Origin of the sequence: Longimicrobium sp. (assembly GCF_036280135.1) — a bacterium.
In the GTDB taxonomy this organism is placed as follows: domain Bacteria; phylum Gemmatimonadota; class Gemmatimonadetes; order Longimicrobiales; family Longimicrobiaceae; genus Longimicrobium.
In genome coordinates this window covers 1-12,555 of record NZ_DASURI010000122.1, presented here as the reverse complement: position 1 = coordinate 12,555, position 12,555 = coordinate 1, and the positions used below count along the sequence as shown (strand labels likewise).

Genomic DNA, 12,555 nt, shown 5'->3' with positions numbered 1-12,555 from the left:
GGCTTTCCGCTGTGGTAGCGGCGGCTTCAGTCGCTCCGGCTGGGGGGGCGCCTCCAACCGGGATCTCGACTCCTCGCATCTCTCCCGTCATCCGCCGCGCCTTGCCCCGCCCGCGCCGCGCCGGGTAGTTTGCGCGCCTTCGTGATCCATCCGCATCAACCCAGACGCAACGGAAGCGCGCAGCATGCCGAAAGTGGCGGTGGTCCCCGGCGACGGCATTGGCAAGGAAGTCACGCGCGAGGCCGTCAAGGCGCTCCGCGCCGTCACGGCCGGCTCCGGCCTGGAGCTGGACCTGGTGGAGTGGCCGCACGGCGCCGACCGCTACGTGCAGACGGGCCAGGCCATCACCGACGCGGAATTCGATGACCTGCGGGAGAACTACCAGGCCATCCTGCTGGGCGCCCTGGGCGACCCCGCGCGCGTGCCGGGGAACGAGCACGCGCGCGAGATCCTGCTGGGCATGCGCTTCAAGCTGGACCTGTACGTCAACTACCGCCCCGTGCGCCTGTTCCACGACTCGCTCACGCCCCTGGCCGGCAAGGGCATGGCCGACGTGGACATGGTCATCTTCCGCGAGAACACCGAAGGCGTGTACGTGGGGATGGGCGGCGTCTTCAAGCAGGGCACGGCGGACGAGGTGGCCATCCAGGAGGACGTGAACACGCGCAAGGGCGTGGAGCGCATCATCCGGGCGGCGTTCGAGTGGGCCCGCGCCAACGGCAGGACGCGCGTGACCATGAGCGACAAGTCCAACGCCATGGAGCACGCGGGCGGGTTGTGGCGCCGCGTCTTCAAGCAGGTGGCGGCCGAGTACGCCGACATCCAGTCCGAGGCCAAGTACGTGGACATGCTGGCCATGGACATGGTGATGGCCCCCGAGCGCTACCAGGTGATCGTCACGGGCAACCTGTTCGGCGACATCCTGAGCGACTTGGGCGCGGCGCTCGTGGGCGGGCTGGGGCTGTCGCCGTCGGCCAACATCCACCCGGGGCGCATCGGCCTGTTCGAACCCGTGCACGGCTCGGCGCCGGACCTGGCCGGCAAGGACCTGGCGAACCCGTTCGCCGCCATCCTTACCTCCGGGCTCATGCTGGAGCACCTGGGCCGCCCGGACCTGGGCCGGCGCCTGGAAGACGCCGTCCGCGACTGCATCGCCGCCGGCGAGACGACGGCGGAGCTGGGCGGCACCCTGGGCACCACCGCCGCCGGCGACGCCGTCGCGCGCCGGCTGACGGGGGCTTGACCGGACGGAAAGTTCGTGTAAACTCCGTGCTCTGGATGCGGCGCGCCATGGGATCGCGAGGAACCCGTGGCGCGCCTTCGTCCCCGGACGGAGGCCCCATGCTGACCCGCAGCACCGAATCCGCCGTCACGTTCCCCGACTCCCTGGCCGAGCTGCGCGTGCGGCTGGGCGCCCGGTGGCCCAACATCACCGCGTCGCGGCACAGGGCGGCGGCCATGATGGAGCGGCTGCGGCGGGAGCTGTGCCACGCGCACCTGGTGCCGCATGGGACCACGCTCGTCGTCTTTGGCTCGCTGGCGCGCGGCGAGCTGACGGACGGCAGCGACGTGGACTGGACGCTGCTGGTGGACGGCGCGGCGGACGCGGACCATCCCCTGCACGCGCGGCGCATCCAGGCGCGGCTGCGCGAGATGGAACTCACGGCGCCGGCCGCGGGCGGGCCGTTCGGCAGCCTGACCTTCAGCCACGACCTGATCCACCGGATCGGCGGCGACGACGACACCAACCACAACACCACGCAGCGGCTGCTCCTGCTGCTGGAGTCGGCGCCGCTGGGCGACCGCGGCGCGTACGACCGCGTGGTGCGCAGCGTGCTGGCGCGCTACGTGGAAGAAGACCTCGTGAGCCCCGGCGACACGCCGTACCGCGTCCCGCGCTTTCTGCAGAACGACGTCACGCGCTACTGGCGCACGCTGGCCGTGGACTTTGCCCACAAGCGGCGCGACCGCGGCGCGCGCGGCTGGGCCCTGCGCACGGCCAAGCTGCGCATGTCGCGCAAGCTGCTGTACGCGGCCGGGCTGCTGAGCTGCTTCTCCTGCGACTCCGCCTTTCCCGGCCCGCGGCGGGCGCATCCCTGGCATGGCGCGCAGGAGGTGGTGGACCACCTGATGACACTGGTGCGCACGGCACCCCTCGACATCGTGGCCGGGGTCGTGCTATACTACTTCGGTGAACTTTCGGGTGCGGGGGAGCGGCTGTTGGGCGCCTACGACGCGTTTCTGGGCATGCTCAATGACCGCGACGTGCGCCGGCACCTCGACACGCTGCCTCCCAGCCAGGCCGACACCGATGCGCAGTACCAGCGCGTGCGGGAGCTGGGGGCCCGGTTCCAGGACGCGCTCAACGAGATCTTCTTCTCGGCCGGCACGCCCCTGCGCGACCTGACCATCCGGTCCGGAGTGTTCTGATGGAAACCATCGGCTATTCCACCGGGGCCCTGGCGGGCTCGGACGTCCACGCGGCACTCCGGATGCTCGCCTTTCGCGGCGCGGGCGCCGTGGAGCTGTCGGCGCTGCGGGCCCACGAGCTGGGACCGCTGCTGGGGGCGCTGCCCGACCTGGACCTTGACGCGTACGGGCACGTGTCGGTGCACGCCCCCAGCGCGTTCGCCCCCGCCGACGAGGCCGCCATCGCGCGGGCGCTGCTGCCCGTCGCCCGGCGCGGCTGGCTCGTCATCGTGCACCCCGACGCCATCCACGACGTCCGTCCATGGCGCGCGCTGGGCGACCGGCTGTGCATCGAGAACATGGACGCGCGCAAGCCGGGCCGCACCGTGCAGGAGCTGCGGCCCCTGTTCGCGCGGCTTCCGCGGGCGTCGTTCTGCTTCGACGTGGCGCACGCGGCCCAGTGCGATCCCACCATGGCCCAGGCGTACCGGCTGCTCGACGCGTTCGGCGACCGGCTGGCCGAGGTGCACGTCAGCGAGCTCGACGCCGGCAGCCGGCACGTGCGGCTGTCGCAGGCGGGCATCCGCGCCTGCCAGGCCGTGGCGCACCTGCTTCCGCCCCACGTGCCGGCCATCATCGAGGCGCCCGTGCGGCCCCACGAGGTCAGTGCCGAGCTGGCGGCCAGCCTGGAGGCGCTGGGGCGCGGCGTGGAGGTCGCCCGGGCGGCCTGAGCGCCCGCGGGGGAACTCCGGCATCCAGATGGACGTACACGCCCATGTCCGGACATCGCTCCGGGCGTGGGCGTTCGTGCGTCCGGCATTCAGCAACGACGGGGCGGCGGGCGTGCGCACCCGGACTTCTTCTCCAGGACTTCCCATGAACCTCAGACTGGGCCTCGCGGGCGCCCTGGCCGCCGCCGTGAGCGCGTGCGCGGCGCCCGCCGCGGGACCGGCGCCGTCCGCCCCGCCGAGCGAGGCGCGGCTGGCCGAGCTGTACCACAGCCAGGACTGCTTTGGCCTGCGCGACGCGCTGGCGGGGCACGGCGGGCAGGGCGGCCCCGTGACGGACTTTTACCGCGCGGCCGCGGACGTGGCGTTCAGCCGGCCGGAGGCGGCCATCCCGGAGCTGCGCCGCTTTCTCGCATCCCCTGCTGCGGCGGCGGACGACCGGCGGCGGCAGACGGCGTACGAGCTGCTGGGCGATGCCTACGTCCGCACCTATCGCTACGGCGAGGCCGCGCAAGTGTACGCGGCCCTCGCGGGCGAGGCGTCCACGGACAGCGCCGGGCGCGAGAACGCGGCCAACGTGCGCGGCCTGTGGGGCGCGCTGGCCGGCACCCCCGCGCAGACGGTGGAGCTGCCCGTTCCCGTGCGCGTGGCGACCCGGCGCGACCGGGCCAACCTGGTGAACGTGGCCGTGGAGGCCAACGGGCAGACCGTGGACTTCGTCTGGGACACGGGCGCCAACCTGTCCACCATCACCGAGTCCACGGCGGGGCAGATGGGCGTGCGCGTGCTGGACGCGACCGTCAACGTCGGTTCCAGCACGGGGACCATGACGAGGGCGCACGTGGGCGTGGCGCCGGAGCTTCGCATTGGCGGGGCGGCGGTACGAAACGCCGTGTTCCTGGTGTTTCCGGACAGCGCGCTGGCGTTTCCGCAGATCGGCTACCAGATCCGCGGCATCATCGGCTTTCCCGTGATCTCGGCGTTCGGCGCCACGACGGTGCTGCAAAGCGGCGAGCTCGTCCTGGGCGACACGGCCGGGGGCGACCTGGGCGAGCAGAACCTGTGCATGCGCGGGCTCATGCCCATCATCGCGGCGGAGCACGGAGGGCAGCGGCTGCACTTCGGGTTCGACACGGGGGCGCAGAGCACGTCGCTGTACATGCCGTTCCACGCCGCGCGCCGGGCGCTGGTGGAGGCCGGCGGCGCGCCCACGACCGTGCAGACGGGCGGCGCCGGCGGCATGCGCGAGGTGCGGGCGTACGCGCTGTCGCCGCTGGTGCTGCGCATTGGCGGGCGCGAGGCCACCGTGCCCCAGGTGCGCGTGTTCATCGAGCCCACGACGGACGACAGCGACCGGCTGTTCGGCAACATCGGCCAGGACGTCATCCGCCAGTTCGAGGCGATGACCCTGGACTTTCGGAGGATGCAGATCCGGTTTCGGTAACGGAAAAAGAAATCCTCACGCAGAGGCGCGGAGTACTTCATCGCGCGACGAAGTACTCTGCGGCCGCTGCGGCTCTGCGTGAGAAAATCAGTTGCTTCCGGGCTGCAGGCACTCCGCGTGGAGCAGGCGCACGGCGGGGGCGGCGTCGTGCTCGTGCACGGCGAACGTCAGGTTGATGCCGGACGCGCCCTGCGAGATGAGTGCGACGTTGATCCGCGACATCGCGCCGAACACCCGCGCCGCGATCCCGGGCGTGGTCCGCAGCGCCTCGCCCACCACGCAGACGATGGCGTATCCGCCTTCCACGTCCACCTGCCCCAGCGCCCGCAGGTCGCGGACGGCGCGCTCCAGCCGCTCCGTGTCGTCCACGGTCAGCGACACGCTCACCTCCGACGTGGCGACGACGTCCACGGCGATGCCGTAGCGGTCGAACGCCTCGAAGATGGCGCGCAGAAAGCCGGAGGCGCCCAGCATACGCGCGGAGGTGATGCGGACGATGGTGATGCCGTTCTTGTGCGCCACCGCCTTGATGCCCGCCGCGCCCGGCCCCGCGCCGGCCGCGTCGATGAGGGTGGACGCGGAGTCGGGCGCCATGGAGTTGCAGACGCGCACGGGAATGCCGCCCTCCACGGCCGGGTGCAGCGTACGCGGGTGCAGCACCTTGGCGCCGAAGTAGGCCAGCTCCGCGGCCTCGTCGTACGTCAGGCGGGGAATGCTGCGCGCGGCGCCCACCACGCGCGGGTCCGCCGTCATGAAGCCGCTCACGTCCGTCCAGATCTGGATCTCGGCCGCGTCCAGCGACGCGCCCACGAGCGTGGCGGAGAAGTCCGAGCCGCCGCGGCCCAGTGTGGTCGTGGCGCCGTTCGCCGCCGCGCCGATGAAGCCGCCCGTCACCGGCACCTCGCCCGCGTCGACCGCGGGGAGGAGGGCGGCGCGGCAGGCTGCACGCGTGGCGTCCAGGTCCGGCTCGGCGCGGCCGTGCTCCTCGCTGGTGCGGATGCACTGCCGCGCATCCACCCAGCGCGACGGCAGGCCGTCCGTCCGCAGGGCCGCGGCCACGATGTGCGACGACAGCCGCTCGCCCCACGACAGCAGCTCGTCGCGCAGGGGACGGCGCGTGCCTGGGTGCATGGCCATCATCTCCAGCAGCAGCGGGATCTCGCGCAACGCCGCCGCCAACTCGGCGTGCACGCGGTCCAGCGCCTCGCCGCGCGCCAGCCGGTCCGCCTCGCGGCCGTGCCGGTCCACGAGCGCGCTCACCCGGCCCTCCATCTCCCGCGTCACCTCGCCGCCATCCGCCAGGCGGGCGAGGGCGGAGAGCTCGTCCGTCACCTTGCTGAGCGCCGAGACGACGACGACCGGCCGCCGCGTCGCGTGCCCGCGGACGATGGCCGACAGGCGCCCGATGGCCTCCGCGTTCTGCACCGACGTCCCGCCGAACTTCATCACCAGCGGCCCGGCTCCGGCTCCGGTTGCCGCGTTCTCGTCACGCATCCTGTGTCCCTCCCGTGGTTCCGACCGTCACGTCGCTGCACCGCGCAACGTCGCGCGCCGCGGCGGAGGGCACAAGGCAGGGCGGCGAGATCAGGGCGCGAACAGGGCTGCAAGCCTGGCCAGCACGGACTTCCGCTCCACCACGGTGATGCGCCCCAGGCGCTTGACCAGGCGCGACTGGTCGACCGTCCGGAGCTGATCCAGGACGATCTCGCCGGTCTTGCCCTGGAACTGACAAGGGACGCGCGTTGGATACGTGCGTCCCTTCGTGGTCATCGGCGCGACGATCACCGTTGCGAGATGACGGTTCATGTCGTCCGGCGAGATAATCAGGCAGGGCCGTGTCTTCCTGATCTCGCTTCCGACGGTCGGGTCCAGCGTTACGAGGTAAACCTCGAAGCGCTCGGCTACCATTCCCACTCCTCTTCGTCCCAGGTACTGGTGGAGGGCACGTCATCCAGGAGCTTGTCGTCCCCACGCGCGGCCATTTCCGCGAACGCCGCCTCCCAGCCTTCGCGGGGATGGCGCACGGCGCGGATAACGATCTGGCCATCTTCCGCTTTGAGCTCCACCTCGTCTCCGATCCCACTTTGCTCGAGCATCGGCTTGGGGATCCGGATGCCCTTGGAGTTGCCAATTTTCACGATGCGTGCGCGCATGAGGTTCTCCTGTTGTAGTCACAATGTAATCACATTGTGGCGCTTGCAACAGGTGTCTCGATCCCGTGCCGCGGGGCGGATCCGCTGCCAGGTGAGCCGACACACGGATGATGAAACGAGACGAGCGGATGTGGATTCAGGACGCGTCCGTGTCGGCCGCAAGCCGCTCCTGACGGGGCGGGGAAGCGTTGACCACGCGGGGGAGCGGCCGCACTCCGGGCGCGCCTGGATGGACGTCGCCGCACGTCTGCCAAAAGACGTCCATGTGGAGGTCGGCAACCTGCAGCAGCCGGCGCGCGGGACCCTCGGGCTCGCGCTTGCCCTGCTCCCACGCCCGGACGGTGCTGGCGCTTACCCCCAGCATCTGCGCGAAGATGGCCTGGGACACCGAGAGCCGGTGGCGAATCTCCCGGATGAGGTGCGGGGGATACCAGGGTGGGGGCTCCAGGTGCGCCTTGCGCGCCGTCACCTGCACGGTCGTTACGCGCGCCGGGATGTCCTCGCCGCGGGCGTGGGCGAGCACCTCCTGCATGCTTTCGATGATGAGCCGCCCCAGCGGGCTGTGCTGCTCGTCCATTACTCCTCCTCTTTCAGGCTCCTGGCCAGCTCTCCGAGCACACGGTAGTCCGCGACGGTCAGGTCCGCCTGCTCCGTCTTGGAGAACACGGCGACGAAGTAGATGACGGAGCGGAGCTGGATGTACAGGTAGATCAGCCGTGCGCCGCCGCGCTTTCCCCGGCCCGGGACGGAGATACGGAGTTTCCGTAATCCTTCGGCTCTCCGGATGACCGCTCCCGCATCGGGCGTCTCCAGAAGGGTTTGCTGGATGTGCCGGATGTCGTTGTCGCCCAGCAGGCCCTCCGCCATGCGGTCGAACACGGGGAGGGAGATAAACTGGATCAGCTTCGTCTTCGCGCTCAAAGTATAACACCTCGTGTCATAGTTGCAAGAGGCGTGCAGAGTGGACGCGCGAAGCTAAACGAGCAGGGGAAATGGCGTAAGTGCACGGAGGGCCCGGACCGCATGTTGGTCCGGGCCCTGGCGCGTGGGTGTCGCTCCTTACGGGAACGGCGTGGATCAGCTCACCACAACCTGAGCTTCGTGAGGTCTTCGCGGAGCTTGAGGAGGGCCTCGTCCTTCATCTTGGCCTCCAGCATCACGTCGAAGGGGGCGGGGCCTACCTCGCGCAGGAACGACGCGAACTCCCACGGGTGCACGTAGTCGGCGTGCTGGCTGAGCAGGGGCGGCGCGGGCACCTCCTTCTTGCCGCGCATCACCATCCGCGTATCCAGCTTCGGGGAGGAAAAGTGCACCTTGGGCTGCACCCCCGCGGGCCACGTGGCCAGCGCCGCGCGGCACGCCTCGCCCAGCGACAGGGTGCCGGGGTTCAGCAAATGGTGCTGGTGGTCGAAGACGACGGGGATGCCGATGGCCTCGTGCACCCGCAGGCAGTCCTGCACGGTGTACAGCGTCTCGTCGTTCTCGATCACCAGCCGCCGCCGGCCGCCCTCGCTGAGCCGCGGATAGTTGGCCACGAAGCGGGCCATGGCCGCGTCCTTGTCGCCGTACGCGCCGCCCAGGTGCAGGATGACGACGGCCTCGGGGCCCTGCTCCATCGCGTCGAGCAGCTCCGCCTGGGTGTTGACGTCCCAGATGCCCTTGGCGTTGATCTTTTCGTCCAGCGCGCTCAGCAGCACGTACTGCGACGGGTGCAGCGACAGGCGGATGCCCCGCTCGCGGGCAATGCGCCCCAGCTCCGCCAGGCCGTCGCGGCACTCGCCGATCTGCCCGTGGAACTGCGGGAGGTCCGGGTGCGTGCAGTAGGGGACGAAGTCGCTGGAGATGCGGTACATCCGCACGTCGATCTCGTCCAGGTAGTCCAGGACCTCGCGCAGGTACCCCATCGACACGGTGAGGTGAGGATTGCTTTGCCACCGCCGCGCGTCGTTGCTCTTGAGCCCCTCGCGCCCCGCCACCTTCACGGCGAAACCCAGCCGCCGCGGCCACTCGCGCTTTGCCATCCGCCTCTCCGTTCCGATCCGATTGAGTCACGTCCGCCAACGCGGCGGGGGCGCGGCTGCACGAGCCGCGCCCCCGCGCGAGAAGGATCCGGTCTTCGCCGCCGCCGTCAGGACTGCGGGCGCTGCACCAGCACCCACACCGTGTCGGTGGTGCCGCTGTAGAACATGCTGATCACCACGTTCTTCTCCCGGCCGTCGCGAAAGCGGAACTGGTAGGGAAAGACGGTGTGCAGGTTCCGGTTGGCCACGCCCTCCACGAACTTGCCGTGAAACTCCTGCACCTTGGTGCACGGCGCCACGTCGTCGAAAAAGCTCTTGCCGATGGCGTCGCCCTTGTCCACCCGCGCCAGGCTGCTCTCCGTCTGGTTGAACTTGAGCACCGTGCCCTCGCGGTCCAGCTGGATCATCCCCACGGGGAGGGTGTCGAGCTCGTCTTCCGTGAGAACGTCGGCGCGCGTAAGGACTTCGCTGGTGCCGGTCATCGTGGCCTGCATACGGGTGCTCCTGGGTACTCAATGCGTGAGGGGGCGCGTCCACCGGCTGCTTCCCGCACGGGTAGCAGCGATGCGGATTCCCTAGCGAGAATCGTACCGGGTTGCACACAGTTTGTCAAAGCTGTGCCCAGGCTTGTTACAGATGCACCGGCGGGTGTTCTGGCGCGGGGGTTGCAACTCCCATCGGCTCCCCGGTGACGCCCCGCGAGGGACCACGCGCGCGCCGATGCTGTTGCGGCACCGGGACATCGGCCCGCTTTTGCAACCAGGGAGAGCCCGATGGCGAACAACGACATGGACAGGGTGGTTCCGCTTGGCCAGCTGGACGACTTCAAGGTGGCCGAGGGCGATCCCGACGTGCGCGGCTGGGAGGTGCTGGCCGCCGACGGGCGCAAGATCGGCGAGGTGGACGAGCTGCTGATCGACACCAGCGCCATGAAGGTGCGCTACCTGGACGTGGACGTGGACGGCGGCGTGATGGGCGACGGGATGGACCGTCACGTGCTGATCCCCATCGGCTACGCGCGGCTGGAGCAGGAGCGCGACCGCGTGCTGGTGGACGGCCTGTCGTCGTCGGACCTGGGCGCGCTGCCTTCGTACAACCAGGGCCCGCTCACGCGCGACTTCGAGAGCAGCGTGCGCGACAGCTTCCGCACCCGCAGCACGTCCACCGGCGCGATGGGCGGCGTCGGGATGATGGGCGGGGCGGGGATGATGGACACGGCCGGCCTGGACAACACGCCGGGTGCCGGCACGGGCCTGGGGATGACCGGGACGACGGGTGCCGGCCTGACCGGCACGGGGACGCGCGACGAGGTGCGCGCCGTAAACGAGGGCATCCCCGACGGCGAGGGGATGCGCGCGGCCGGGTACGACATGGACCGCACGACGCATCTGGGCGGCGCGGGCATGGCGGACACGGGCTCCCTGGGCGCCGGCGCCACGCGCCCCGACGCCGGGCTCCGCGACACGGGCTCCATGCGGACGGGCACGGACTCCGACCTGGGCGTCCGCGCGGGCGGCACGATGCACGGCGGCGGCATGGTCGCCCCCACGGAGGGCTCCACCGAGAACCGCGGCATGTCCGCCGGCTCGTCGTCGCACGGGACGGGGACGCACGGCTCGTCGGTGAGCGGGCACGATCACAACTCACCTCGCGAGGGCGTTCTGGGCGGCAGCGGCAACGCGCCGATGTCCGCGGGCGGGCAGGGACCCGTGAGCGGCATGGGCACGGGCCTGGAGCCGCACGGGGACGTGAGCCACCAGTCGTCCGGGCTGGCCGGGTCCGACTACCAGCACAACGCGGACGAGGACTTCTACGCCAGCGACGCGTTCGACGACCGCGCGTTCTACGGCGGGCGGCGCTCCGGCAGCGGGCTCGGCGGCGACGTGGCCGGCGGCCGCATCGGCGGGGGGATGGGCACGGGCGGCGGGACGGGCGGACCGGACAGCCTGTCGCGCGGCGGCCTCTCCGGCGGCACGGAGGCGGGGATGCAGGGAAGCAGCCGCGGCGGTGACATCCCGGGCGGCCGCGGCAGCATGACCGGCGGTGACGGATCCGCCAGCCGCGAGGAGGTGGACCGGCTGTCGCGCGACGCCTCGGAGCTGCTGCGCGAGGACCATCGCAACCGCGGCGTGGGTGGCCAGGGCAACCTCTGATCCACGGACGGTTCGGGGCGTCTCCGCGATCGCGGGGGCGCCTCGTCCGTTTCGTGGCCCCGGGGCCGTGGACGCCGTAGATTGTCCCTTCCCATGACCGATCGCCCGACGACCGCCCGCCGCGGCCCGTGGATCCTGGCCGTAGACATCGGCACGTCGTCCGTGCGGGCGGGATGGATGGACGCGGCCGGCGCGCCGCTCTCGCTGGAGTCCATCGCCCGCGCGGAGTACGCGTGGCGCGTAACGCCGGACGGCGGGATGGAGACGGACGCGGAGGCGCTGGCCGGCCTCTGCATCCAGGTGATCGACGCGGCCGTGCGGACGGGGCGGACGTGGCAGATCGAGCCCGCCGCCGTGTCCATCGCCGCCTTCTGGCACGGACTGGTGGGCCTCGGCGCGGACGGGCGGGCCGTGACGCCCATGTACGGCTGGGGCGACCGTCGCGCGCGGGCGGCCGCGGACGCGCTCCGCGCGCGCGTGGACGAGGACGCCGCGCACGGGCGGACGGGATGCTTTCTCCACGAGGTGTATCCGTCCGCGCGGCTGGTCTGGCTGCGGGGCGCCGCGGGCGATAGCTTGCCGCCCGCAACCACCTGGGCAGGCATCGGCGAGCTGCTGGCGCTGCGGCTCTTTGACCAGGCGCGCGCGTCGGCGTCCATGGCCAGCGGCACGGGGCTCATGGACCTGCGCCGCCGCGCGTGGGACGGCGAGATGCTGGACGCGGTCGGCCTCCGCGCGGACGCCCTGCCGCCCATCGGCGACGCGCCGTTCCGCGGGCTGATCGGCGAGCACGCGCGGCGGTGGCCGGAGCTGGCGACGGTGCCGTGGCTGCCCGCGCTGGGCGACGGCGCCTGCGCCAGCCTGGGGATGGGCGCCATCGGCCGGCGCGTGGGGCTGACGATCGGCACGTCCGCGGCGCTGCGCGTGCTGCGGGCGGACGCGGAGCCCATCGTCCCCGCTGGGCTGTGGTGCTACCGGCTGGATGAGCGGCGGACGGTGGCCGGGCGGGCCATGAGCAACGGGGGCAGCGTCTTCGCCTGGCTGGAGCGGACGCTGCGCCTTCCGCCCGCGGACGAGATGGAGCGCCTGCTGGCCGCCCTGCCGCCCGCCGCGCACGGATTGACGGTGGTCCCGCGCCTGCTGCCGGAGCGCCCGCCGCGGCCGCTGGGCCCGGAGACGGGCCTGCTGAGCGGGCTCACGCAGGCGACGGGGCCTGTGGAGATCGCGCGGGCGTGGCTGGAGGCGGCGGCGTTCGCCATGGCGGACGGGCTGGACGCGGTGGAAGCGGCGTTCGGTCCGGCGGACGAGGTGGTGGCCGGCGGCGGGGCGCTGCACGCGTCGCCCGCGTGGGCCCGCATCGTGGCGGACGCGCTGGGCCGGCCCCTGCGCCTGGCGCCGCACTACGAGAGCACCATGCGCGGCGCCGCGCTGCTGGCGCTGGAGCGGGTGGGCGCGATCGACGACGCGGTCGCCTTTGCCGCGCGGGCCGCGGAGGCCGAAGCGCGCGGTGGGGACGGCGGCGCGCGGCTGGAGCCGGACGGGGCGGCGCACGCGGTGTATCGCGCGGCGCGGACCGCGGTGGGCCCTCACCCGCTCGCCTAGGCTCGCACCCTCTCCCGCAAACTGCGCGGGAGAGGGTGTACACTT

13 protein-coding genes are annotated in these 12,555 nt (G+C 71.9%); 6 read left to right on the top strand and 7 right to left on the bottom strand.

The genetic code is table 11. The features are described from left to right. The first annotated feature begins 184 nt into the window (after positions 1–184). From VFZ20_RS03905 to VFZ20_RS03890, 4 genes are all read left to right on the top strand, one after another. A complete protein-coding gene (locus VFZ20_RS03905) occupies positions 185–1,243 on the top strand; it encodes an isocitrate/isopropylmalate dehydrogenase family protein (protein ID WP_329682519.1) in 1,059 nt (352 codons plus the stop codon). A 98-nt stretch (positions 1,244–1,341) separates the two neighbouring features. Beyond that, entirely contained in the window at positions 1,342–2,430 is a 1,089-nt protein-coding gene (locus VFZ20_RS03900; protein ID WP_329682518.1) for a nucleotidyltransferase family protein, read from the top strand. Beyond that, the gene (locus tag VFZ20_RS03895) at positions 2,430–3,140 is read left to right on the top strand and encodes a hypothetical protein (RefSeq protein ID WP_329682517.1); all 711 of its coding nucleotides are present in this window, start codon (positions 2,430–2,432) and stop codon (positions 3,138–3,140) included. Before VFZ20_RS03900 ends, VFZ20_RS03895 begins: the two co-directional genes overlap by 1 nt. Positions 3,141–3,285: 145 nt before the next feature. Continuing rightward, entirely contained in the window at positions 3,286–4,581 is a 1,296-nt protein-coding gene (locus VFZ20_RS03890; protein WP_329682516.1) for a retropepsin-like aspartic protease, read from the top strand. Positions 4,582–4,668: 87 nt separating this feature from the next. Here VFZ20_RS03890 and lysC read toward each other — a convergent pair whose 3' ends face one another. The 7 genes from lysC to VFZ20_RS03855 form a co-directional block, all read right to left on the bottom strand. Next, positions 4,669–6,075: a lysine-sensitive aspartokinase 3 gene (lysC, locus tag VFZ20_RS03885; RefSeq protein ID WP_329682515.1), complete on the bottom strand. Its 1,407-nt coding sequence runs from the start codon at positions 6,073–6,075 to the stop codon at positions 4,669–4,671. Between the two features lie 90 nt (positions 6,076–6,165). Continuing rightward, entirely contained in the window at positions 6,166–6,489 is a 324-nt protein-coding gene (locus VFZ20_RS03880; protein WP_329682514.1) for a type II toxin-antitoxin system PemK/MazF family toxin, read from the bottom strand. Further along, the gene (locus VFZ20_RS03875) at positions 6,483–6,734 is read right to left on the bottom strand and encodes an AbrB/MazE/SpoVT family DNA-binding domain-containing protein (protein ID WP_329682513.1); all 252 of its coding nucleotides are present in this window, start codon (positions 6,732–6,734) and stop codon (positions 6,483–6,485) included. The genes VFZ20_RS03880 and VFZ20_RS03875 overlap by 7 nt, the downstream gene beginning before the upstream one ends. A gap of 136 nt (positions 6,735–6,870) precedes the next feature. After that, on the bottom strand, positions 6,871–7,311 hold the full coding sequence (locus VFZ20_RS03870; RefSeq protein ID WP_329682512.1) for a helix-turn-helix domain-containing protein: 441 nt from the start codon (positions 7,309–7,311) through the stop codon (positions 6,871–6,873). Next, positions 7,311–7,655 carry a type II toxin-antitoxin system RelE/ParE family toxin gene (locus VFZ20_RS03865; protein WP_329682511.1) on the bottom strand — a complete coding sequence of 115 codons (345 nt, stop codon included), beginning with the start codon at positions 7,653–7,655 and terminating at the stop codon, positions 7,311–7,313. The genes VFZ20_RS03870 and VFZ20_RS03865 overlap by 1 nt, the downstream gene beginning before the upstream one ends. Before the next feature lie 161 nt (positions 7,656–7,816). Then, positions 7,817–8,755: a UV DNA damage repair endonuclease UvsE gene (gene uvsE / locus VFZ20_RS03860; RefSeq protein ID WP_329682510.1), complete on the bottom strand. Its 939-nt coding sequence runs from the start codon at positions 8,753–8,755 to the stop codon at positions 7,817–7,819. Positions 8,756–8,862: 107 nt separating this feature from the next. Continuing rightward, the gene (locus VFZ20_RS03855) at positions 8,863–9,249 is read right to left on the bottom strand and encodes a PAS domain-containing protein (protein WP_329682509.1); all 387 of its coding nucleotides are present in this window, start codon (positions 9,247–9,249) and stop codon (positions 8,863–8,865) included. Positions 9,250–9,528: 279 nt separating this feature from the next. On the opposite strand from VFZ20_RS03855, the gene VFZ20_RS03850 reads away from it, so the two are divergent. Both VFZ20_RS03850 and VFZ20_RS03845 read left to right on the top strand, forming a co-directional pair. Continuing rightward, positions 9,529–10,908 (top strand): PRC-barrel domain-containing protein, encoded by a 1,380-nt coding sequence (locus tag VFZ20_RS03850; protein WP_329682508.1) that lies wholly within the window; start codon positions 9,529–9,531, stop codon positions 10,906–10,908. A 93-nt stretch (positions 10,909–11,001) separates the two neighbouring features. Continuing rightward, the gene (locus tag VFZ20_RS03845) at positions 11,002–12,510 is read left to right on the top strand and encodes a gluconokinase (RefSeq protein ID WP_329682507.1); all 1,509 of its coding nucleotides are present in this window, start codon (positions 11,002–11,004) and stop codon (positions 12,508–12,510) included. The last annotated feature ends 45 nt before the right edge of the window (positions 12,511–12,555 follow it).

What these genes read in the sequence shown, in the direction of transcription:
- VFZ20_RS03880 (WP_329682514.1), bottom strand. Translation starts at nt 6,489, where the DNA reads ATGGTAGCCGAGCGCTTCGAGGTTTACCTCGTAACGCTGGACCCGACC.
- lysC (WP_329682515.1), bottom strand. Translation starts at nt 6,075, where the DNA reads ATGCGTGACGAGAACGCGGCAACCGGAGCCGGAGCCGGGCCGCTGGTG.
- VFZ20_RS03875 (WP_329682513.1), bottom strand. Translation starts at nt 6,734, where the DNA reads ATGCGCGCACGCATCGTGAAAATTGGCAACTCCAAGGGCATCCGGATC.
- VFZ20_RS03900 (WP_329682518.1), top strand. Translation starts at nt 1,342, where the DNA reads ATGCTGACCCGCAGCACCGAATCCGCCGTCACGTTCCCCGACTCCCTG.
- VFZ20_RS03870 (WP_329682512.1), bottom strand. Translation starts at nt 7,311, where the DNA reads ATGGACGAGCAGCACAGCCCGCTGGGGCGGCTCATCATCGAAAGCATG.
- VFZ20_RS03850 (WP_329682508.1), top strand. Translation starts at nt 9,529, where the DNA reads ATGGCGAACAACGACATGGACAGGGTGGTTCCGCTTGGCCAGCTGGAC.
- uvsE (WP_329682510.1), bottom strand. Translation starts at nt 8,755, where the DNA reads ATGGCAAAGCGCGAGTGGCCGCGGCGGCTGGGTTTCGCCGTGAAGGTG.
- VFZ20_RS03895 (WP_329682517.1), top strand. Translation starts at nt 2,430, where the DNA reads ATGGAAACCATCGGCTATTCCACCGGGGCCCTGGCGGGCTCGGACGTC.
- VFZ20_RS03905 (WP_329682519.1), top strand. Translation starts at nt 185, where the DNA reads ATGCCGAAAGTGGCGGTGGTCCCCGGCGACGGCATTGGCAAGGAAGTC.
- VFZ20_RS03855 (WP_329682509.1), bottom strand. Translation starts at nt 9,249, where the DNA reads ATGCAGGCCACGATGACCGGCACCAGCGAAGTCCTTACGCGCGCCGAC.
- VFZ20_RS03890 (WP_329682516.1), top strand. Translation starts at nt 3,286, where the DNA reads ATGAACCTCAGACTGGGCCTCGCGGGCGCCCTGGCCGCCGCCGTGAGC.
- VFZ20_RS03845 (WP_329682507.1), top strand. Translation starts at nt 11,002, where the DNA reads ATGACCGATCGCCCGACGACCGCCCGCCGCGGCCCGTGGATCCTGGCC.